15 protein-coding genes are annotated in these 21,134 nt (G+C 72.8%); 5 read left to right on the forward strand and 10 right to left on the reverse strand.

The genetic code is table 11. The annotated features are described in order from the left end of the window. The first annotated feature begins 57 nt into the window (after nucleotides 1-57). The 3 genes from AB0C15_RS22135 (at nucleotide 58) to AB0C15_RS22145 (ending at nucleotide 2,042) form a co-directional block, all read left to right on the forward strand. A complete protein-coding gene (locus AB0C15_RS22135; protein ID WP_357354763.1) occupies nucleotides 58-1,044 on the forward strand; it encodes an SEC-C domain-containing protein in 987 nt (328 codons plus the stop codon). 63 nt (nucleotides 1,045-1,107) lie between these two features. Continuing rightward, a complete protein-coding gene (locus tag AB0C15_RS22140; RefSeq protein WP_357354765.1) occupies nucleotides 1,108-1,563 on the forward strand; it encodes a nitroreductase family deazaflavin-dependent oxidoreductase in 456 nt (151 codons plus the stop codon). A 68-nt stretch (nucleotides 1,564-1,631) separates the two neighbouring features. Next, entirely contained in the window at nucleotides 1,632-2,042 is a 411-nt protein-coding gene (locus AB0C15_RS22145; protein ID WP_357354767.1) for a hypothetical protein, read from the forward strand. A 323-nt stretch (nucleotides 2,043-2,365) separates the two neighbouring features. Here the strand turns inward: AB0C15_RS22145 and AB0C15_RS22150 are convergent, their stop codons facing one another. Further along, entirely contained in the window at nucleotides 2,366-2,629 is a 264-nt protein-coding gene (locus AB0C15_RS22150) for a DUF6244 family protein (RefSeq protein WP_030489032.1), read from the reverse strand. 267 nt (nucleotides 2,630-2,896) lie between these two features. Next, nucleotides 2,897-3,142 (reverse strand): winged helix-turn-helix domain-containing protein, encoded by a 246-nt coding sequence (locus AB0C15_RS22155; protein WP_088949319.1) that lies wholly within the window; start codon nucleotides 3,140-3,142, stop codon nucleotides 2,897-2,899. A gap of 9 nt (nucleotides 3,143-3,151) precedes the next feature. On the opposite strand from AB0C15_RS22155, the gene AB0C15_RS22160 reads away from it, so the two are divergent. After that, complete coding sequence (locus AB0C15_RS22160) at nucleotides 3,152-3,424, forward strand: hypothetical protein (RefSeq protein ID WP_357354769.1); 273 nt, start codon at nucleotides 3,152-3,154, stop codon at nucleotides 3,422-3,424. A 204-nt stretch (nucleotides 3,425-3,628) separates the two neighbouring features. Here the strand turns inward: AB0C15_RS22160 and AB0C15_RS22165 are convergent, their stop codons facing one another. The 4 genes from AB0C15_RS22165 to AB0C15_RS22180 form a co-directional block, all read right to left on the reverse strand. Then, complete coding sequence (locus AB0C15_RS22165) at nucleotides 3,629-4,303, reverse strand: hypothetical protein (protein WP_357354771.1); 675 nt, start codon at nucleotides 4,301-4,303, stop codon at nucleotides 3,629-3,631. 288 nt (nucleotides 4,304-4,591) lie between these two features. Beyond that, on the reverse strand, nucleotides 4,592-5,521 hold the full coding sequence (locus tag AB0C15_RS22170) for a hypothetical protein (protein WP_357354773.1): 930 nt from the start codon (nucleotides 5,519-5,521) through the stop codon (nucleotides 4,592-4,594). After that, nucleotides 5,518-8,064, reverse strand: a complete 2,547-nt coding sequence (locus AB0C15_RS22175; protein WP_357354775.1) for an FtsK/SpoIIIE domain-containing protein — start codon at nucleotides 8,062-8,064, stop codon at nucleotides 5,518-5,520. The genes AB0C15_RS22170 and AB0C15_RS22175 overlap by 4 nt, the downstream gene beginning before the upstream one ends. Before the next feature lie 97 nt (nucleotides 8,065-8,161). Continuing rightward, a complete protein-coding gene (locus AB0C15_RS22180) occupies nucleotides 8,162-10,855 on the reverse strand; it encodes a hypothetical protein (protein WP_357354777.1) in 2,694 nt (897 codons plus the stop codon). Nucleotides 10,856-10,988: 133 nt separating this feature from the next. Here AB0C15_RS22180 and AB0C15_RS22185 point away from each other — a divergent pair, with 133 nt between their 5' ends. Continuing rightward, the gene (locus AB0C15_RS22185) at nucleotides 10,989-12,521 is read left to right on the forward strand and encodes a M1 family metallopeptidase (protein ID WP_357354779.1); all 1,533 of its coding nucleotides are present in this window, start codon (nucleotides 10,989-10,991) and stop codon (nucleotides 12,519-12,521) included. Nucleotides 12,522-12,647: 126 nt separating this feature from the next. Here the strand turns inward: AB0C15_RS22185 and AB0C15_RS22190 are convergent, their stop codons facing one another. The 4 genes from AB0C15_RS22190 to gltB form a co-directional block, all read right to left on the reverse strand. Next, nucleotides 12,648-13,136 carry a hypothetical protein gene (locus AB0C15_RS22190; RefSeq protein WP_357354781.1) on the reverse strand — a complete coding sequence of 163 codons (489 nt, stop codon included), beginning with the start codon at nucleotides 13,134-13,136 and terminating at the stop codon, nucleotides 12,648-12,650. A gap of 70 nt (nucleotides 13,137-13,206) precedes the next feature. Next, nucleotides 13,207-14,604: an MFS transporter gene (locus AB0C15_RS22195; RefSeq protein ID WP_357354783.1), complete on the reverse strand. Its 1,398-nt coding sequence runs from the start codon at nucleotides 14,602-14,604 to the stop codon at nucleotides 13,207-13,209. A gap of 174 nt (nucleotides 14,605-14,778) precedes the next feature. Next, a complete protein-coding gene (locus AB0C15_RS22200) occupies nucleotides 14,779-16,299 on the reverse strand; it encodes a glutamate synthase subunit beta (protein ID WP_357354785.1) in 1,521 nt (506 codons plus the stop codon). Beyond that, nucleotides 16,292-21,052, reverse strand: coding sequence for a glutamate synthase large subunit (gene gltB / locus AB0C15_RS22205; RefSeq protein WP_357354787.1), 4,761 nt, complete (start codon nucleotides 21,050-21,052; stop codon nucleotides 16,292-16,294). The genes AB0C15_RS22200 and gltB overlap by 8 nt, the downstream gene beginning before the upstream one ends. Between the last annotated feature and the right edge of the window lie 82 nt (nucleotides 21,053-21,134).

Consider the following 21,134-nt stretch of genomic DNA (forward strand, 5'->3'; position numbering starts at 1 on the left):
GACGTCTGCCGGAGTACGCTGGCCGTCTTCTTGCCTCATTGACCTCGGGATGCGCCCATGTCCGACCTGCTGACCGCCGACCGCATCGAGGAGATCGGTGCGCTCGGCTTCGAGAGCCCCGACCCGGCCGCGCTCGTCGCCGAACTGGTGAGCGCCGTCGACGAGGGGCGGGTGGCGGATCCCGCCGACACCGGCTACGCCCTGCTGGTCGCCGTGGACATCCTGGAACAGGCCGGTGACCTGGCCGACGCGCTCGCCCTGGCCACCCGCGCCATCGCTGAACAGCCGGACGACAACGCGTACGCCCGAGCGGTGCGCGGCGGCCTGCTGCTGCGCAACGGCCGCTCCGACGAGGGCATGGCCGAGCTGACCGCCCTGCGTCCGCTGCTGGAGACCGACCCGGCAGCGGTCTACCTGATCGACGAGCTGGCCGAGTCCGGCCGCGGCGACACGGCGGTGGAGTGGCTCACCGGCGCGCTGGACGCCATCCTGGAACGGACCCGGACCCAGCAGCACGCCTCCGAGGACGCCCAGGACGAGGCCGCCGCGATGATCTACGGCCTGGCCCAGCGGCGGCACGACCTGCGCGAGGAGCAGGGCCTCCCCCACGACGAGTACGACAACCTCGCCGACCGGTTGCGCGCCGCGAGCAACCACGCCCTCGATGCCCTGGACGACGGTCCGGCGACGCTGCTGTTCTGGCCGAAGGCGGAGTTCGACGCCCTGCTGGTGCGGTGGCCGGCGATGGCCGACAGCCACCCGCCCACCTGGGACGAGCACCGCATCACTGTCGAACGTGCCCTCGTCGAGACGTCCGCGCGAGGCGGCACCGACCTGGGCCTGGTCAACGGCACCGTCGACGGTCTGGCGGCCTTCGCGGAACGCGCCGGCAGCGACCCCACCGACGAGGAGACCCTCGACGAGTACGCCGACAGCCTCGACGACGCGGGCATCACCTCATGGCCGCCGGGCCGCAACGACACCTGCTGGTGCGGCTCCGGCGCCAAGTACAAGAAGTGCTGCCTGCCCCGCTCGCGCGGCTGAGCTATTGCGGGACGGCGCTATTACGGGACGGCCACCGCGGCGTCACGCCGTTAGGCTCGTCGTATGACGACTGCCGGACAGCACGAGACGATCGAGGACAGCCCGGTCGGCTGGGTCGCCAGCCACATCCGGCGCTACGTGCAGACCGACGGCGCGGACGGGGGCACCTTCCACGGCGTACCCTCGCTGCTGCTCACCACCCGCGGACGCCGATCGGGCAAGCTACGCCGCACGGCCCTGATGTACGGGCGCGACGGCGACAACTACGTGCTGGTGGCGTCGAACGGTGGTGCGGCCAAGCACCCCGCCTGGTACCTGAACCTCAGCGCCGACCCGGCGGTGGAGATCCAGGTCGACGCCGAGCGGATCACGGGCCGGGCCCGGACCGCGACCGGCGAGGAGCGCGCCCGGCTGTGGCCGGTGATGACGAAGGTCTTCTCGACGTACGCCCGCTACGCGAAGGGGACCGACCGCGAGATCCCGGTCGTCGTCATCGAACGCGAACCCGTTAGCGATTGATGCCTTTCAGTGCCAGCGAGGGCTAGGGTGACCGTAGGCAAGCACCCCACTCCAACAAGGAGGCCGTCGTGCGCCGCATCATCACCGCTACTGCACTACTCGGGCTGACACTCCCCGTCATGCTGGGGCCGACGTCGGCGAGCGCGGCCAGCACCGTCGAGGTCACGTCGGCGAAACTCGTCGCACGCGGCGTCGCTGTTGACATCACCCTCACCATAAACTGCGATGCCGGTCGATCCGGTGGCGTGGAACTGAGTCTGCGTCAGCGCTCCGGCAACAACGTCGCGTACGGCAGCAGCTCGACGCCCCTCACCTGCACCGGAGCAGCGCAGGCCGTGACCGGCCGGGTGTACGCGGAGACCGGCGGCTTTGCCTTCAACCGGGGCGTGGCGCTCGCCACCGCGATCATCGGGCTGTGTAGCGAGGTCGAATGCGACTACTCGCCGCGCTTCGAGGACGAGGTCCGCGTCACCCGCTGATGCCCGTTCCCGCCGCCACCGCCGTTGCGCGACGTCGTGCGCATCGTCATCCCCGCGAGCCCGGGCACCCTCTCGGCGGTTCGGAGGATTTCGGGACGTAGCCTAGGCGGTTGAAGCGAAAGAACCACCAAGAGCGATGGCCTCGGGGCTTACCCGTTCTCTGCGCGTTGGACTCGGCGCCTCGGCAGCACTCTGGTCTCGGAACGCAGGAGACAGACCGCTGGCGCTGGGCGTAGCGGCTGCTGCTTGGCTTGGTACTGCGGGTCGCAAGGTGACGCCGGCTGCCGCGGGTGGCTGGTGGATTACGCTGCCACCACCCGGGGTCAGTTTCCCAGCGCTCGGACCTTGGCGATCGTCTCCTGCACGTGTTGCTTGGCCGGGTCGCCACCCTGGGACGCCTGCGCAAGCGCCTGACGGTACGAATCGATCATGCCGACCAGTGGACCGGCGGCCACACCTTCCAGCGCACCGGCGACGAGTGCTCGCGCTTCGGCCGCGTCCTGGGCTGCCGCCGCCGTCTTGGCCTTCGCCTCGTCCAGCTTCTGCGACGCCGCCGCCAGTCTCGCGATGATCTGTGCTGCGCTCACGCGTACCTCCCCGTGGTCGACCATCGCCTCCGCCACCGCACCGGCAGAGACCACATGGGAGCGTACGAGATCTGCGCACCCAGCGCGACCGGCCGCTCGCTCCCCCGTCACCATGGTGGCGGTGGTCGCCCCCCACCAGCAGCTCCGGCAAAGTGTGCCGACCGAACCCCGACCAAGTCTCTTGGTGACCGAGATCTTGGACAGTTTCCGTCCGCACGGAACGGAAACTGTCCAAGATCTAGAGTAAAACCACGAGATTGGGACGCTTCAGCGCTCAGCGACGAACACCCCGACGCCACCAACGCCTTCCACCAAGCCCTCGATCTTGAGCGCGTTGATGGCCTGACGAACGACGATCGCCGAGACGTCGTGCTGACGGCACAGTTCAGATGTCGAGGGCAGCTTGTCGCCCGGCGCAAGTTCGCCGGACTTGATCTGAGCGCGGATGCCGTCGGCGATCAGCGCCCACTTCGCTTTGGCGGGCATTGGTGTCTCCCAGGTCTGCCCTGCCATTCGATCACGATGGAACGCTACGACGCGACCGGGCGCGACGTCGACCCGGCGCTGGCCGAGGCGCTGGTGTGGGCGGCGCTCGGTGAGCGTCCTCCCGTGCCCCACAACGCGGCGGCGATGGTCGCGCGGACGGTGCTGCTGCTCGGCCTGCTCGAAGACGAAGGTCTGACCGACCGCGAACTCGACGAAGTCCTGGTGGCCGCCGCACTCGCCGCCGACGACTCGAAGCACGGCACGGATCCCCAGCAGCTAGGCGCACCGACCGGATCCGACCGGCGGTGAGCGCCACCGGGTGGATGATCGACACGAGATAGCCGAAGTCGGGGTGTCCCGCTGGCACGGACACCCCGACTTCAAGAAGCCCGAGTTGATCATGCCCGCCGGCCGGCCGCCAGCGGGCCAGGCCGTCGACCCGCCGGCGGGCCAGGCGACGGGCCAGGGCGGCGGGCCAGGGCGGCGGGCCAGGGCGGCGGACCAGGCGGCGCGCTACGCCGACGGCGGGCCGTTCTGTGCCCGGGTGATCAGGTCGTGCAGGGGCTTGGTGCCGCTGCCGACCATCACACCTGTCACGACGGCGTCGACCCAGACCGCGACCCCGTTCCAGTCGCCGCCGGCGACCGCGTGCAGGACGTAGAACCCGCCAGCGCTCGACGCCACGGTGGCCATCCCGCTGGCGAGGCCCCACGCGACGATGGTGCGGTTCGCCTTCGCCCGCGCGACCTTCGCGGTGGCGACGGCGACCGCCGCACGGTCGGTGTCGGTGGGGCCGCCGATCCGACTGTTCACGTCGGTCACCGTCTGGGAGAGCGCGGCTTCGGCGGCGCGTCCCGGCAGCCACCGCGAGAACGGTTCGAGGATTCGCTCCACCGCTGCGGCGAAGACCAGCAGGGTGAGGAACACACCGGTGGTGTCCTCGGGTTGGATCTTCGCCGCGGACGCGCCGCTGCGCCAGATCGCCCAGCCGGCGACGGCGCCGACGGCGATCAGCCCGAAGCCGGCGACCACCGCTCCCGGACCGGCCTGCTGCGTGGCGGCGACGACCGACTGCGCGGGCTCCTGGTCGGAGCGGGGCGCTGCCGCTTCGGCGTCGACAGTCGGCGCGACGGCGGTCCCGCCCCCTGTCGACAGCGGCTCACGGTAAGTGGACGTGTTTACCTGCAACGTTCTGACCAACCTTTCGACCTACCGCTCGCCGGGGGTCGCCGCACCCCCGGGCCGCTCAGAGGCGGGCACCCGGGCGTGACGAACCGGTGTCCGAGGCGAGCGGATGACGCACCTGCTGCGCTCGGGGCGCGAGACTACGGCCCCCGGCGAACACAGTGGACCACCGGGGTGGGCGGTAACCGGCATGATCGACACGGGTTGCAGGATGTCGAGGTGTCCCGCCGGCTTGGACACCGCGATCTCCGGGAAGCCGAGTGGATCGTGTGCGAGGCCAGCCGGGCGGGGTCAGCGCAGGCCGCGCACCATCAGCAGGTAGGCGCAGTAGGCCATCGGCACCACCAGAAAGCAGATCAGGAACCCGAGCGGCAGGTACCGCGGTGGGGTGCCGGCCACCATGGCGGGCCGCCCCCACCGGCCCAGCACCAGGTACCCGCCGAAGAACGCCACCGCCGGCAACCCCGCGCAGATCCACGCGCCGAGGGTGAACCCGTCGACCAGGCCGACCCCGGAGGCGAGCACCAGCATCAGCACGAGCACCCCGGCGGCGGCCCCGCACCCGGCGTAGACGGCGACCGCGCGGGCAAGCGGCGACCACGTCGGCAGCAGCGCCGGCCGCTGCGCCAGCAATTCCGCCTGCTGGCCGTGCCGGTCGGCCTCGTCGGCCATCCGCCGGGCCAGCTCCAACTCCACCACCGGGTCGGCCACCGCCGCACGCTGCGCGGGCACCCCGCCGCCCGCCGGGCTCACCGCCGTCGGCAGCGCCAGCCGCGCCTCCCCCGCCGGCAGCCGGGGGTACGCCCCGACCCCCGACCGCCCCGGCGCGCCGGCTGCGCCGTCGGGTTCCCCGTCCCCGGTTCCGGGCACGGTCGGAGCGCCGGCAGCGGAGGGCGGGGCGGGCCAAGCGGTCGTCTCGCCCGACTTCCCCGTCTCCTGACCCGCGCCGGGGCCAGGCCAGGCGGCGGTCCCACCCGGCGATCCCGTCCCCGGACCGGCGTTCGGGTCGGGAGGAGCGGCGGGTGGTTGGTCGATGCCGATGGCTCGGCCGAGCTGGTCGAGGCGCTGCCCCTGGGCGGTCAGCCGCTGCTGGAGGTAGTCCGCCGCGGCGTGCAGGTCACGGCGGCGCGCGGACTCGGCGGCGGCGTGCTGTTGGCCGGCGTGGTGCTGCGCGGAGAGTTGTCGGGCCAGCGCCGCGTACTCCTCGAAGGACACTGTCACCGCTCCCCGTCCGATTCGGGCCCGTCGCCGACGAACGGCACGATCAGCCGGATGCGCTGGTCGTGCCTGTCGATCAGCAGCGCCCGGTCGGGGCGGGGCGTGTAGGCGAGGTCGTGCGCTCCGAGGTGCAGGGCCAGCTCGGCGCCGGGCACGTTGAGCGCGACCAGGCAGGCGACGTCGTCACGGTTCTGGGTGCCGCCGAGGTCGTCGGCGAGCCGGCGCAGCCCTCGCCACCAGCCGAGCAGGTGCACGCCGTGCCCGGGGCCCTGGCGCAGGACGGTCCGCAGGTCGTCCAGGCCGGAACGGAAGGTGCCCGGGTCGCTGGCCCCGAGGACGGGCGCGGCGGCGTCCACGCCGAACACCACCAGGTACTCGCGGCCTGCGGGTTCGGCGGCCAGCGCGGCGATCCGGTCGCGCAGCCCGGTCGCGTCGAGGCGGCGCACCGGGTGGCCGGCGGCGCGCAGCACGGCTTCGGTGTCGTCGGCGACCGGGTCGGCGGCACCGACCAGGCAGGCGAGCTGGAACCGGACGTCGCCGGGGGTGTGCTGGCGGGCCAGGCTGAGCGTGGCGGCGCGCAGCACGTCCGCGCCGGTCGGGGCGGTGCCCACCACGGCGAGGTGCCGGCCGGGGGTGGTGTCCATCAGGAACAGTGCGGTGGTGCCGTGCACGTCGACGGTCCGGCCGACCAGGGCCATCGGGCGTCGACCACCGGGGCGCAGCCCGGCGAACGTGCTGTCGTCCTCGATCCGCGCGGCCTCGTACCCCTTGAAGACCGCCGGTGCGCGCGAGCCCGGCGGGCGGGCCTGCCACAGCTCGTGGCGCAGCGCGGCGAGGTCCGCCGCGGCGGCATGGGCGTCGGGGAAGCGCAGCACAGTGTCGGCGCCCACCGCCCCGGCAGCGGTGTTGACCACCGCGGAGCCGATCGGCAGGGCCGCTGCGGTGTCGTTGAGCTGGTCGAGCACCCCACCGCCGCCGGGCAGCGCCACCCGCAACGCGAACTGCCCGAAGATCGCCTCGGCCCGCCCGTAGAGGGCTTCGATGCCGGTCATGCTCTGGCTGGCCAGCACCAGGTGGATGCCGTACGAGCGGCCCTTGCGGGCCAGCTCCTCGAGCAGGTCGACGGACTCACGGGCCAGCGCGTCGTTGCCGGCGAGCAGCACGTGGAACTCGTCGATGACCGTCACGATGCGCGGCAGGGGATTGTCCCGGGGGAGGTCGGCGAGCTTGGTGACCCCGTGCCGTTTGAGCGCGGTGGCCCGGCGCTGCGCTTCGCGGCGCAGCTCGCGCAGCACCGCCAGGCCGTACTCGCGGTCGGACTCGATGCCGACGGCACGCGCGTGCGGCAGCCAGGACGGGTCCCGGCTGGTGGGCACGAACTCGGTGAAGCTCACCCCCTCCTTGAAGTCGAGGAGGTAGAGCTGCAACTCGCCCGGCGAGTAGCGGGCGGCCAGCCCGTAGAGGACGTCGAGCAGGAAGACGGTCTTGCCGGCGCCGGTGCGCCCGCCGACCAGCCAGTGCGGGGTGGCGTCGTCGAAGGCGAGCGTCAGCGGGGTGTCGGCGGCCGCACCACCGCCGGCCCGGCCGATCACCGTCCGCAGACCGTTGCCGGCGGACTCGGCCCAGCGTCGTTCGGGCAGCAGGTCGGTGAAGGGCAACGCGTCGGCGCGGCGGGTGGCCGCGCCGAGGTGCTCGGCGAGCGCGCGTACCGAGGCGGGCGGCGGGTCGCCGTCGAGCAGCACGGGTGCGGCGAGCCCGCTGCCGTCGGCGCTGAACGGGGTGCCGGGCGGGTCGCCGACGTGCGCGTACCCCTGGTGGAGCTGGACCGCTGTGGTGCCGCCGAGCGGCGGCGCGGTCTCGCCGGGCTGCCGGGACGGGTGGCCGGCGAGCAGCACGCACACGGCGGCGGCCGGGCCGGCGTGGGTGAGCGCGGCGAGCCGGGCCAACTCGCGCGGCGGTGGTGCGGCGGTGGCGACCACCACAAGCAGGCGGCGAGCGGCCGGCCGGCCGTGCTGGGCGGCGCGGGCGTGCTGCTCGGCGGCGTCCAGCAGTGCCGCCACCTCGGCCTCGCCGGTGGCCGGCGGGTCGAGCACCCCGGCGTCGAGCAGTGGGCGCAGCGGGCCGAAGGTGGCGCCGAGCGCGGCGGTGTCGATGCCGGCGACCCGGACCTGACCGGGCGGCGCGGTGGCGACCAACCGCAGCACCAGAGCCCGCAGCAGCCCGGCGACCTGCGGGTCCCGGGCGTCGGTGTCGAGGGCCAGGTGGTGGCCACCGCCGAGCGGAACCAGCACCGGGAAGCCGCCGTTCGAGGTGGACGCCTCGCCGATCCGCACCGCGGCCGGCTCGTCAGTCAGCGGCGTGACGCCCGGGGCGGGCGTCGCCAGGGCGGCGCCGAGGCGGGCGAGGCGGGCCACCAGGTCGTCGGCGCCGACGGGCGCGGCGGCGGTCGGTGCCGCCCCCAGGGCGCCGCGGGCAGTGTCCAGGTGCGCCCGAGCCGCCCGGTGGGAGTTGACCGCCTGCCCGTACGCCGACGCGAGCCTGCCCACCCTCTGCCCCCAACGCCACGGCCGCCTGGTCCCAGGAACCCTAACGGACGCCGGCGGCACCCGGACAGTCCTGCCAGGACGTGTCCCGCCGGGTTGGTCAGGCGGGACCGCACACCGCCGGGCCGGACGCGTCGGCCGCCCCGCACCGGAACACCTCCACCGGCGCCGTCGACACGTCGGGCACCTGCTCCACCCGCATCAGGGCCAGCCGTTTGTCGACCGGCTCCCCCGAGTCGGGCGTGAACCGGATCAGCCCGGCCACCCCCGGGTAGCCCTGCCCGGCGTTCTGCCGGAGCACCTCGGCGTGCACGCCCACCGGGTTGACCGAATCCGGTTCCCAGCGTTGCCGGGGGTTGGCGGGGTGCAACCGGGCGGCGAGGCTCTCCACCGCCCGGACCATCATCATCGACGCGTCGTAGGCGAGGCTGACCCGCTCGCCGACCTGCTCCTCGGAGCCGGGCCGGCAGCGGGGCGGGTCGAGCAGGTCGTCGGCCTGGATCCAGGACAGGAAGCTGGCCCGGGCGTCGTCGCGCCGGTCCTGGGCGGCCCGCAGCAGCGCGCAGGTGGCCAGGGACGCCTTGGAGACGTACGTGACGGGCAGGTTGCCGGGCGCGGCGGCGCGCAGCCCCGGGTTGGCCATGTACCTGTTGACCGAGTCGTCGGCGACGAGGTGTCGGGGTGGGTTGCCGCCGCACTCGCGCAGCGCCCGCAGGAAACCGTCGAACTCCGACCACCGGCCGGCGTAGAAGAGCAGCCCGGGGTAGCCGCACTCGTCGGTCAGCCGCTGCCCGGTGCTCCACTCGTCGAGGCGGGTGATGCGGGGGCCGAACTGTTTGCGGAGATCGTCGACGAGGGTGCCCACGTAGAGGTCCTCGGTGAGCGAGCTGCCCTCCAGGAAGGTGTAGAAGACGTGCGCCTCGTCGACCTTCAGCACCTGCCGGGCGTACGTGTCGACGAGCTTCACCTGATCCTTGTTCGGCGCGGAGATCTGCAGGTAGAGGCGGGAGTTGGCGTCCATCTTGTCGGCGGAGAGCGTCGGGGCCAGCACCGGCAGGCCGACCCGGTTCAGGTCGCGCAGCGCGCGGGCGGTGCTGCTCCGGCTCTCCACCAGCCCGACCACGCCGAGCACCGTGGGGTCGTCCCGGGCCAGCTCGGCCAGCATCGCCACGGCCCGGTCGGCGTAGGTCATCTGCCGGCCGCCGTTGGCCACCACGATCCGCAGCAGCGCCGCACCGCCCGCGCCGGCCGACTCCTTCAGCAGCGCGTACTGGGCGGTGGCCATGCCTTCGAGCTCCTCCCGCTCGGAGACGTACGACTCCTCGTCCGCGCGGGTCAGATTGCCGGTCAACGTGCCCAGGTAGACGAGGGTCAGGAGGGGCCGTCGTCGCTCGCTGCGCTGCCAGACCTCCTCGGCGGCGCGGTTCTGCGCGAAGATGCGCTTTTGGACGGTGCGCAGCCGCTCCTGACCGGGGTCGTTGTTGAACACCTGCCTGGCGCTGTCGCTGTAGCCGACACACTCGCCGCTGCCCATCACCTCGACCGACACCTGGCCGGTCAACGAGGGGTGACAGCCCAGCCCCCACCGGCTCGTCACCCAGAGGCCGAGCGTCGCCACCAGCACCAGAGCGAGCGCCGTCGGCAGGAAGCGCCGCGACCACCACGGCGGGTCGGGCGCGGAGAAGGGCCGCAGGCCGCCACGGGACGGTGGGCCGGTGTCGGTCTCGTCGGGCCGCAACGCCACCAGCCAGGTGGCTGGGCGGCGCAGCCGGCGCATCTCCGGCAGCGCCCCGGCCCACTCGTCGTACGCCTCGTCGGCCTCGGTCAACGGGTGCGGCTCGGGCAGGTCCGGTGGCGGTTGCCCGCCGGACGCGACAATGAGCAGCGGGTCGTTGCGGCCGGTCTCGGTGCGGACGTCACCCACGAGGCAGACCAACTCGCCGCCGACGTTGCCGGGGGCGACGTGGTCGAGCAGCAGCGCCGGGTACGCGGTGCGCCGCCAGTCCGACGGACGCCACGGCCGACGGCGGTACGCCTGCCGCAGGTCCTCCAGGAACGCGTGCAGCAGCAGCTTGTTGACCTGGTCGGGTTGCTCCCCGTCGCGCCAGCCCGCGGTGAGGCGCTCGGCAAAGCCGAGGAAGGTGACCGACTGCCGGGGCGCCAGGTACTGCTGGCGCATGAACCAGTTGTAGTGCCGACCGAGGACCGGCACCCGACCGGAGACGGCGGCCCGGAAGACCACCCCCGGCACGGCGCGACGGACCAGCCAGAGCAGCACCTGCGAGACGATGCTGACCGCGTCGCCGCCGGAGGGCAACGCCTCAGGCGTACGCGGGCCCCGGCGGTCGCGCAGGCGGCGGACCAGGGCGGCGCGACTGTCGTCGGCGTCGACGCCCGCGGTGAGGCTCTGCTGCATCAGCCAGTCGGCGAGCGGGTAGTGCCGGAAGCGCAGCCGGGCGGCGCCGAACGCCTCCAGGGAGAGCTGCCGGTGCAGCTCCCGCAGCAGCGCCGGCACGTCCCCGGCGCCGGGCGGCGCGTCGGCGTCCAGCACGGCGTGCGGGACCCGCCGCCGGGGGCCCTGGCCGAGGAACCGGCGCAGCGGCAGCATCAGGTCCGCGGTGTCCGAGCGGACCAGCCACAGCAGCGGCAGCCGACGGTCACCACGACGGGGTCGCCGCAGCAGCCGGGCCAGCAGCGCGAACAACTCCAACCCGCCGGGTGGCAGCCGCTCCCGGCCGGCGGTGGGCTGCCGCTGGCCGATCAACTCCCGGTTGGGCACCTCCGACCGACGCACGCGTCACCTCCGATGCACACAGTGTCACCTTGCGGTGCAACATACGCCAGAGATCGACCGACGACCGGCCGACGAGGTTCACAGTTGTCGATTAGGTTGACGTGGCGAACACCCGATGGAGGGAGTCCACCCCGTGCGACGAGTCCTCACGGCGGCCACCACCGCCCTGACCCTCACCACCGCCGGCACCATGCTCGCCGGCACCCCCGGCCAGGCAGCCCCGACGGCCTGGGGCCGTCCGGTCGTCTCCGCAGCGCCGCAACCCGGCGCGCCCGGACTTGGCGACAGCTACTTCCCCGACTACGGCAACGGCGGTTACGACGTCGGGCACTACGACGTCCGGCTGCGCTACGAACCGGCCACCGACCGGCTCACCGGCACCACCACCATCCTCGCCACCGCCACCCAGGACCTCTCGACGTTCAATCTGGACTTCCTGCTTGACGTGGAGTCGATCCGGGTCAACGGCTGGGCGGCGACCACCAGCACCGCGGGTACGCACGAGGTGGTGGTCACCCCGGCCCGCACGGTGACCAAGGGTCAGCAGCTCACCATCGTCGTGCGCTACTCCGGCGTCCCGTCGGAGGCCCTGGTCGACGGTTACACCGGCTGGACGCGTACCGACGACGGCGCCCTCGCGGTCAACGAGCCCGAGTCGGCGTGGTGGTGGTTCCCGAGCAACGACCACCCGTTGGACAAGGCCACCTACGACATCTCGGTGTCGGTGCCCACCGGCGTCGAGGTGATCAGCAACGGCGTGCAGCCGACGCCACCGCTGGCCGAGGCCGGCAACCGCACCCGGTGGAGCTGGCGGACGACCTCCCCCACCGCCACCTACCTGGCATTCCTGGCCATCGGTCAGTACGACATCGTCACCGACACCAGCCCGGGCGGTCAGCCGGTGATCAACGCGTACAGCACCTCGCTGGGCGCGCGCGGGCCGGCGGCGCGGGCCAGCATCGGGCGCACCGCCGAGATCCTCGACTGGGAGAGCGGGCTCTTCGGCCCGTACCCGTTCGAGGCGCAGGGCGGCGTCGCCGGGCCGGTGGACGGCATCGGGTTCGCGTTGGAGACGCAGACCCGGCCGGTGTACGGGCCAGGCTTCTGGGATGGCGGCGCCAACACCTACGTGGTGGCCCACGAGAACGCCCACCAGTGGTTCGGCGACTCGGTCTCGGTGGCCGAGTGGCGCAACATCTGGCTCAACGAGGGTTTCGCCTCGTACGCCGAGTGGCTCTGGTCGGAGGAGCAGGGCGAGGGCACCGCGCAGGAGATCTTCGACTTCGCCTATGCCGGCTACGGGGCCAACCAGGGGTTCTGGCAGGTGCTGCCCGGTGACCCGGGCGCCGGCCGGATCTTCCACCCGGCGGTCTACGACCGGGGCGCGATGACCCTGCACCAGCTACGGCTGGCCGTCGGCGACGACGCGTTCTTCGAGATCCTGCCGGCGTGGACCGCCGAACACCGGTACGGCAACGGCACGATCGAGCAGTTCCAGGCCCTGGCCGAGCGGATCTCCGGACTGGACCTGGACGACCTGTTCACCGCCTGGCTGTTCACCGCCGGCCGACCCGAGCTGGCCACCACGGCCCGCAAGGCCGCCCCGCCGACCGAGCCGAAGTCCTGGGACAAGATCCGCGAGGCCCACAATCTGATGTCGCACTAGCCCCACCCGCCCGCGTCGATCATGGAGTTGTGGTGCCTCACATATCAGGCAAGGGCACATCTTCTGCCCACCACAACTCCATGATCGACCGGCAGGGCGTCGCGCGGCCCGGCGCCGGCGGCGGGGTTACCGGGTTGCGGCTTCGACGGCGCGGATGTGCCGGTACGCGAACCAGAGCGGCGGGAACGCCCCCACCGCGAAGGACAGGTCGACGAGCGTCCAGAACCAGGGGATGTCCCGGATCGGGCCGCAGATCAACGCCAGCGGGACGATGCCCGCGCAGGCGATCATGCCGACCTGCACCACCCAGACGTTGCGCACCGGGTCGCGCAGCGGCCCCCAGAACGCCACCGCCAGCACCAGGTGGGCAAAGGCCAGCCAGTCGGTGCCGTAGAGCAGGAACGGGTAGTCCTCGCCGGCCGTCACGAGCCCGGTGTGCACCCGCTCGATCCAGGCGACCAGTGCGGGCACGTGGTCGGCGAGCGGATCCAGTACGCGCAGCAGCCAGCGCACCTCGATCTCCAGCGGAAACGCGGTGACACCACTCAGGAAGAGCCCGATCAGCACGACCCACAGCCACCGGCGAGTTCGCCGCAGGCGCTCCTCAATGTCCATGATCGCAGCGTAACGATGATCTTCGTGTCATCCTGCCCCGGAAGTGGGCCGGCGAGGCGTGAGCGCCGTCTCAGCGGTTCGGCACCGGCCCGGCGGTGGCCAACTCCCGGAGCCGCACCCCGCTCGACCGCACCGCACCGGCTTCGGCGGGCACGATGACGCAGACCGCACCTGTGGGCCGGACGATGCGGGCGGCCCGGAACGCCGCTCGTCGTACCGGATGGCGGGGTCGCGGCACGACGAGCGCGAGGGTCGCGGCGCGGCCACGCTCGCGGTCCAGGGCGACGCCCGCGGCGACGGTGGCGATCGCCGCGACGGATCCGGCGAGGACGAGCGTCTGCCGGGGGCCGGCGTGTTCGGCGAGCCAGCCGAGCAGCGGAGCGCCGACCGCGGCGGAGACCGAGCCGGTGACCGCCAGGGCGGCGAGCACCCGGCCCCGCATCGCGCCGTCGGTGTCGAGTTGGGCGCGGGTGCCGACTGTGGTGTCGATGACCACGGCGGCGGCGGCGATGGGCAGGATCACCGCGGCGAAGCTCAGGGTGCCGGGTGCCAGCCCGGCGACGATCTGCAACCCGCTGGCGAGCAGGCCCGCGACGACGAGCGTCCGGTAACCGAGGGATCGCCGCCGGGCCGCGACGAGCGCGCCCACCACCGTTCCGACGGCGAACACGGTCGACAGCAATCCGTACCCGGAGGCACCGGCGTCAAGCGGCCCGGCGCTCATCGCGGCCATGGTCACCTGGTAGTTGCGGCCCAGGCTGCCGAGCACGAACGACAGGGCGAGCGCGACGAGCAGCACCGGCTGCCCGCGCAGGTAGGCGAACCCGGCCCGTACGCCGCTGCGGGTCGCGCCGGCGGCGCTCACCGCCACGCCCGCCACCGCCCCGGGGCGGACGGCGAAGAGCGCGACCACCACGGCGGCGAAGCTCGCCGCGTTGATGCCGAACAGCAGGGCGGGGCCGACGGCGGCCACCACCACGGCACCGAGACTCATGCCGAGGATGCGGCCGGCGGAGTTGGTGAGCGAGCCGAGCGCCAGGGCGTTGCCGAGGGTCTCCCGGTCGACCAGGGACGAGGCCCAGCGGCCCATCACCGGACCTTCGATGGCCGAGACGGCACCGGTGACAAGCGAGATCGCGAAGATCAGCGGCAGTCCGCCGACCCCGGTCAGGGCGACCGCCCCCAACCCGGCGGCGAGCAGCGCGTGGGCCACCTGGGCGGTGATCAGCAACGGGCGGGCCGGCAGGCGGTCGGCAAGCACACCGCCCCAGACGCTGAGCAGCAGGGTGGGTGCCGCCTGGAGCAGCACGGCGAAGCCCATGGACGTCGCCGAGCCGGTCTCCTTCAGGACGTACCAGTTGACCCCGAGGACCTGCATCCAGGTGCCGATGACGGAGACGAAGCCGGCGAGCGCCCAGATCCGGTAGTTGCGGTGGCGCAGCGCGGCGAAGGTGGCACCCGTGGCCACGACGAACCTCCAGCGATCGGCAGCATGATCATTCAGGCCGATCGCGGCGCGGTTCGGCAGCCGACAAGTCTTGCCGGCTTAAACCTCTTTGCCCACCTTTGTGAGCGTCTTCACCAGCGGGAATGTCCGGTCGGTGCGGTGGCGGACCTACCGCACCGACCGGACGCCCACGACTCAGCGAGCAGCGAGGGCCTGCGCGGCCGGGCCCACCGGGGCCGGCAACACGCCGACACCGCCCAGGTAGCCGTGGATGGCGGCGGCTGCCGCGCGCCCCTCGGCGATGGCCCAGACGATCAGCGAGGCGCCCCGGTGCATGTCACCGGCCACGAACACCCCGTCGGCGTCGGTCTGCCAGTCGTCGCGGGCGTCGACCGCGCCCCGCGGGTTGCGGGCCACGCCGAACTGCTCCAGCAGCGGCTGCTGCTCGGTGCCCTCGAAACCGATCGCCAGCAGCACCAGATCCGCCGGAAGCTCCCGCTCGGACCCCGGCACCACGGTGACGATGCGCCGGCCGTCGCGCTTCTCGACGGTCACCTCGGCGATCCGCACCGCCCGCACCTGGCCGGTGCCGTCGTCCACGAACTCCTGCACCGCCGCGGCGAAGACCCGCTCGCCACCCTCCTCGTGCGCCGGGTAGCTGCGCAGCACCCACGGCCAGGTCGGCCACGGGTCGCGGGCCTCGTCGCGCTCCTGCGGCGGCTCCGGGTACAGGTCGAGCTGGTGCACGCCCGCCGCGCCCTGGCGGTGCGCGACACCGAGGCAGTCGGCCGCCGTGTCGCCGCCACCGATGATCACCACGTGCTTGCCGGCCGCGTCGATCGGGGTGCCGTCCGGCAGCACCGCCCGCGCCAGCCGACGCTCGGCGGCCTCCTCGGTGGTCGCGGTGGCGACCGCCCGATTCGCCGCGACCAGGTGTGCCATCGCCTGGTGTACGCCCCGAAGCGCCCGCCCCGGGGTCTCCGGGGTGTCCCGGCCCTGCAACGCCCCAGCGGCGAGTAGCACCGCGTCGTGCTCGGCGCGCAACTGCTCGGCGGTGACGTCCACCCCGACGTTCACGCCGGTACGGAAGCGCACCCCCTCGGCGGTGAGCTGGGCCAACCGGGCATCGATGTGCCGCTTCTCCAACTTGAAGTCGGGGATGCCGTACCGGAGCAGGCCACCGATCGCGTCGTCGCGCTCGTACACCGTCACCGCGTGACCGGCGCGGGCCAACTGCTGGGCGGCGGCGAGGCCGGCGGGCCCGGAGCCGACGACGGCGACCGACCGGCCCGACGGCGCCGGCACCGGGCGCGGGGTGAACCCCCGCGCCGCGGCGGCGTCGGCGATCTCCACCTCGACCTGCTTGATGGTCACCGGTTGACCGCCGGAGATGCCGAGCACGCAGGCCGCCTCGCAGGGCGCCGGGCAGAGCCGGCCGGTGAACTCCGGGAAGTTGTTGGTGGCGTGCAGCGACTCGATCGCGGCGTCCCAGTTGCCGGTGCGGACCCAATCGTTCCAGTCCGGGATGCGGTTGCCCAACGGGCAGCCGTCGTGGCAGAACGGGATGCCGCAGTCCATGCACCGGGTGGCCTGCTCACGGATCAACTCCTCGCCGGCCGGCGGGTACACCTCCCGCCAGTCGCTGATCCGCACCGGCACCGGGCGGCGGGCCGGCAACCGCCGGTCGTAGCGCAGGAAACCGTTCGGGTCAGGCACGTGCCACCTCCTGGGCAGCCACCCGCGGCGCGGGCGGCACCGGCGCGACCGGCGCGCTCAGCGCGCCCATCACCGCGTCGTCGACGTTGCGGCCGGCGGCTTCGGCGGACCGCATGATCTCCAGCACCCGGCGGTAGTCGCGAGGGATCACCGCGGTGAACTCGGCGACGGCCTCCGGCCACCGCTTGAGCAGCTCCTCGGCGACCGCCGACCCGGTCTCGGCCACGTGCCGTTGGACCAGCTCGTGCAGGAGCGACTGCTCCTGATCGCCGAGCGGCATCAGGTCGACCAGCTCCGCGTTGACCCGGGCCCGGTCCAGGTGGTGCACGAAGGCCGTACCGCCGGACATGCCGGCAGCGAAGTTCCGGCCGGTCGCGCCGAGCACCACCACCGTGCCGCCGGTCATGTACTCGCAGCCGTGGTCGCCGACGCCCTCGACCACCGCGACCGCGCCGGAGTTACGCACCGCGAACCGCTCCCCCACCCGGCCGCGCAGGAAGACCTCGCCCGCCGTGGCCCCGTACAGGATGGTGTTGCCGGCGATGATCTGGTCCTCGGCCCGCCGTCCGGGCTCGGCGTCCGGGTGGAGGAACGGCGCGGCGGCGTCCGGACGGACGATGAGCCGGCCCCCGGAGAGGCCCTTGCCCACGTAGTCGTTGGCGTCGCCGTGCAGGCGCAGGGTCACCCCGCGCGGCAGGAACGCGCCGAACGACTGCCCAGCCGTGCCGTGCAGCACGAACTCGATGGTGTCCTCGGGAAGGCCGGCGCCGCCGAAGCGACGGGTCACCTCACCGCCGAGCATCGCGCCGACGCTGCGGTGCTCGTTGCGCACCGCCACCTCGACCCGCACCGGAGCGCCCTCGGACAACGCCGGGCGGGCCAACGCGATCAGCTCGTTGTCGAGCGCCTGCTCCAGGCCGTGGTCCTGGGCTCGGACCCCGCGTCGCGCCGTACCGGCGGGCAGCTCCGGCAGGTGCAGGACGGGTGCCAGGTCCAACCCGTGCGCCTTCCAGTGCGTGAGCGCCGGGGCCACGTCGAGCAGCTCGGACTGCCCGATCGCCTCCTCGATCGACCGGAAGCCCAGCTCGGCCAGGTAACCCCGGACCTCCTCGGCGAGGAAGAGGAAGAAGTTCTCCACGAACTCCGGCTTGCCGGTGAAGCGTTCCCGCAGCACCGGGTTCTGGGTGGCGATGCCGACCGGGCAGGTGTCCAGGTGGCAGACCCGCATCATCACGCAGCCCTCGACGATCAGCGGCGCGGTCGCGAAGCCGAACTCCTCCGCGCCGAGCAGCGCCGCGACCAGCACGTCCCGACCGGTCTTGAGCTGGCCGTCGACCTGCACCGTGACCCGGTCGCGCAGCTTGTTGAGCAACAGCGTCTGCTGCGCCTCGGCAAGCCCCAGCTCCCACGGGGTGCCGGCGTGCTTGAGCGAGTTCATCGGGGACGCGCCCGTGCCGCCGTCGTGGCCGGAGATCAGGATGACGTCCGCCTTGAGCTTCGCCACACCTGCGGCGACGGTGCCCACGCCGACCTCGCTGACCAGCTTGACGTGCACCCGGGCCGCCGGGTTGACGCACTTCAGGTCGTGCACCAGCTGGGCGAGGTCCTCGATGGAGTAGATGTCGTGGTGCGGCGGCGGGGAGATCAGACCCACGCCGGGGGTGGCGTGCCGGGTCCGCGCGATCCACGGCCAGACCTTGTTGCCGGGCAGCTGACCACCCTCGCCCGGCTTGGCACCCTGAGCCATCTTGATCTGGAGGTCGTCGGCGTTGACCAGGTATTCGCTCGTCACACCGAACCGGCCGCTGGCGATCTGCTTGACCGCCGAACGGCGGGCCGGGTCGTGCAGCCGCTCGACGTCCTCGCCGCCCTCGCCGGTGTTGGACTTGCCACCGAGACGGTTCATGGCGATGGCGAGCGTCTCGTGCGCCTCCGCCGAGATCGACCCGTACGACATGGCGCCGGTGGCGAAGCGCTTGACGATCTCGGTGGCCGGCTCGACCTCCTCGATCGGCACCGCCGGGCGAACCCCGGTGCGCAGGGTGAACAGCCCGCGCAGCGAGCCGGCCTGCGCGGCGAGCGCGTCGACCTTGGCGGTGTACTGCCGGAAGACGTCGTACTGCCGGGTGCGGGTGGCGTGTTGCAGCAGGAACACCGTCTCCGGGTTGAACAGGTGCAGCTCACCCTCGCGCCGCCACTGGTATTCCCCGCCGACCTCCAACCGGTCGGAGACGGCGGTGCCGGCCGGCGGCCAGGCCAGCGCGTGCCGGGCGGCCACCTCGGTGTGCACGCCCGCGAGACCCACCCCGCCGATGCGGCTGGGGGTGCCCCGGAAGTAGCGCTCGACAAGCCGGCTGTCCAGTCCGACCGCCTCGAAGACCTGCGCACCACAGTACGAGGAGACCGTCGAGATGCCCATCTTGGACATGATCTTCAGGACGCCCTTGCCGAGCGCCTTCGCGTAGTTGCGCACCGCGGTGGCCGGCTCCACACCCGCGAGCGCGCCGGCGGCCTTCACTCGGTCCGGAGCGCCACCCAGCGGCGCGGAGGCCGAGTTATGGCCGTGAGTGAGCATGTCCTCGACCGACTCGAACGCCAGGTACGGGTTGACCGCCGCCGCGCCGTACCCGATCAGCACCGCCGCGTGGTGCACCTCCCGGCAGTCGCCGGACTCGACGATCAGCGCCGCCTGCGTACGGGTCTGCTCGCGGACCAGGTGCTGGTGCACGGCCGCGGTGAGCAGCAGCGACGGAATCGGCGCCAGGTCGGCGTTCGAGTCCCGGTCGGAGAGCACCAGGATGCGCACGCCGTCCTCGATGGCCTCGGAGACGTGCCGGCAGATCTCGGTCAGCCGCGCCTTGATCCCGGCGGCGCCCTCGCGGATCCGGTACAGCCCGGAGACCCGGACCGCCTTGAAGCCGGGCAGGTCACCGTCCTCGTCGATGGAGAGGATCTTGGCCAGCTCGTCGTTGTCGATGATCGGGTGCGGGAGCACGATCTGCCGGCAGCTCGCCGCCCCCGGGTCGAGCAGGTTGCCCTCCGGCCCGATCGTCGACGCCAGGCTGGTCACCAACTCCTCCCGGATGGCGTCCAGTGGCGGGTTGGTGACCTGGGCGAAGAGCTGGTGGAAGTAGTCGTAGAGCAGCCGCGGCCGGGTGGACAGCGGTGCGATCGGAGTGTCCGTGCCCATCGAGCCGAGCGGCTCGGCGCCGGTGCGGGCCATCGGCCCGAGCAGGATCTTCAGCTCCTCCTCGGTGTAGCCGAACACCTGCTGCCGACGCCGCACCGAGTCGTGCGTGTAGACGGTGTGCTCGCGGGCCGGCAGGTCGTCCAGCTCGATCAGCCCGGCGTGCAGCCACTCGGCGTACGGCTGGGCGGCGGCCAACTCGGACTTGATCTCCTCGTCGTGCACGATCCGCCCGGCCACCGTGTCGACAAGGAACATCCGGCCCGGCTGGAGCCGCCCCTTCGCGACCACGTGGGCCGGGTCCAGGTCGAGCACGCCCGCCTCGGAGCCGAGCACCACGAGACCGTCGTCGGTCTGCCACCAGCGCCCCGGGCGCAGCCCGTTGCGGTCCAGCACCGCGCCGACGATCTCGCCGTCGGTGAAGGCCACCGAGGCCGGGCCGTCCCACGGCTCCATCAGGCTGGCGTGGAAGCGGTAGAAGGCACGCTTGGCCGGGTCCATCCCCGGGTCGTTCTCCCATGCCTCGGGGATCATCATGAGCACCGCGTGCGGCAGGCTGCGCCCGGCCAGGTGCAGCAACTCCAGCACCTCGTCGAAGTTCGCCGAGTCGGACGCGGCCGGGGTGCAGACCGGGAAGACCCGCCGGATGTTGCCCGGCACGTTCGGCGAGCGCAGCAACGCCTCGCGGGCCTGCATCCAGTTACGGTTGCCGCGGATCGTGTTGATCTCGCCGTTGTGCGCGATGAACCGGTACGGGTGCGCCAGCGGCCAGGACGGGAACGTGTTCGTGGAGAAACGGGAGTGCACCAACGCGATGGCGCTCTCCACCCGCTCGTCGCGCAGGTCCGGGTAGAACGCCGGCAACTGGTCCGGCGTGAGCATGCCCTTGTAGACCATGGTGCGGCTGGACAGCGACGGGAAGTATGCCGCGACACCCCGCTCGGCGGTCTCCCGTTCGGCCTGCTTACGCAGACAGAACGCCACCCGGTCCAGTTCGATGCCGCGCAGCGGAGAGCCGGCCGGGCCGTCGGGCGCGTCGGTCAGGCGGTGTGCGGCAAGGAAGAGCTGCCGGACCCGGGGCATCGCCGCCAGGGCGGTCTCGCCCAGGTCACTCGGGTCGACCGGGACGTCCCGCCAGCCGAGCACGTCGGCGCCCTCGACGAGCGCGTACTTCTCGACCACCCGGCGCGCACGCGCCTCGGCGGCATCGTCGTCGGGAAGGAAGACCAGCCCCGTGGCGTACTCGCCCGCCGGGGGAAGCGCGACGTCGGCCACCGCACGCAGGAACGCGTCGGGCACCTGGATCATGATGCCGGCGCCGTCGCCGGTGTTTGGCTCCGCGCCACGGGCGCCCCGGTGGTCCAGCCGACAGAGCGCGCCGAGCCCGTTGGCGACGACCGAGTGGGAACGCCGGCCGTGCAGGTCCGCCACGAAGGCCACGCCGCAGGCATCGTGCTCCTGCGCTGGGTCGTAGAGGCCCTGGGCGGACGGACGGGGGTGGGGCGTCGGGGACGCCTGCGGGCTGTGCGGGTGCGGGTGTGCTGTTTCCGCGTACGGCTGAGCCACCGGGCCTCCTGTCGTCACTCAGGTTGGATCATGGTGGGGACGACGTCGGCCCGTGGGTCTATTGAGTCTACGTTAGGGCCAG

Origin of the sequence: Micromonospora sp. NPDC048835 (assembly GCF_040649995.1) — a bacterium.
Taxonomy (GTDB): Bacteria; Actinomycetota; Actinomycetes; order Mycobacteriales; family Micromonosporaceae; genus Micromonospora.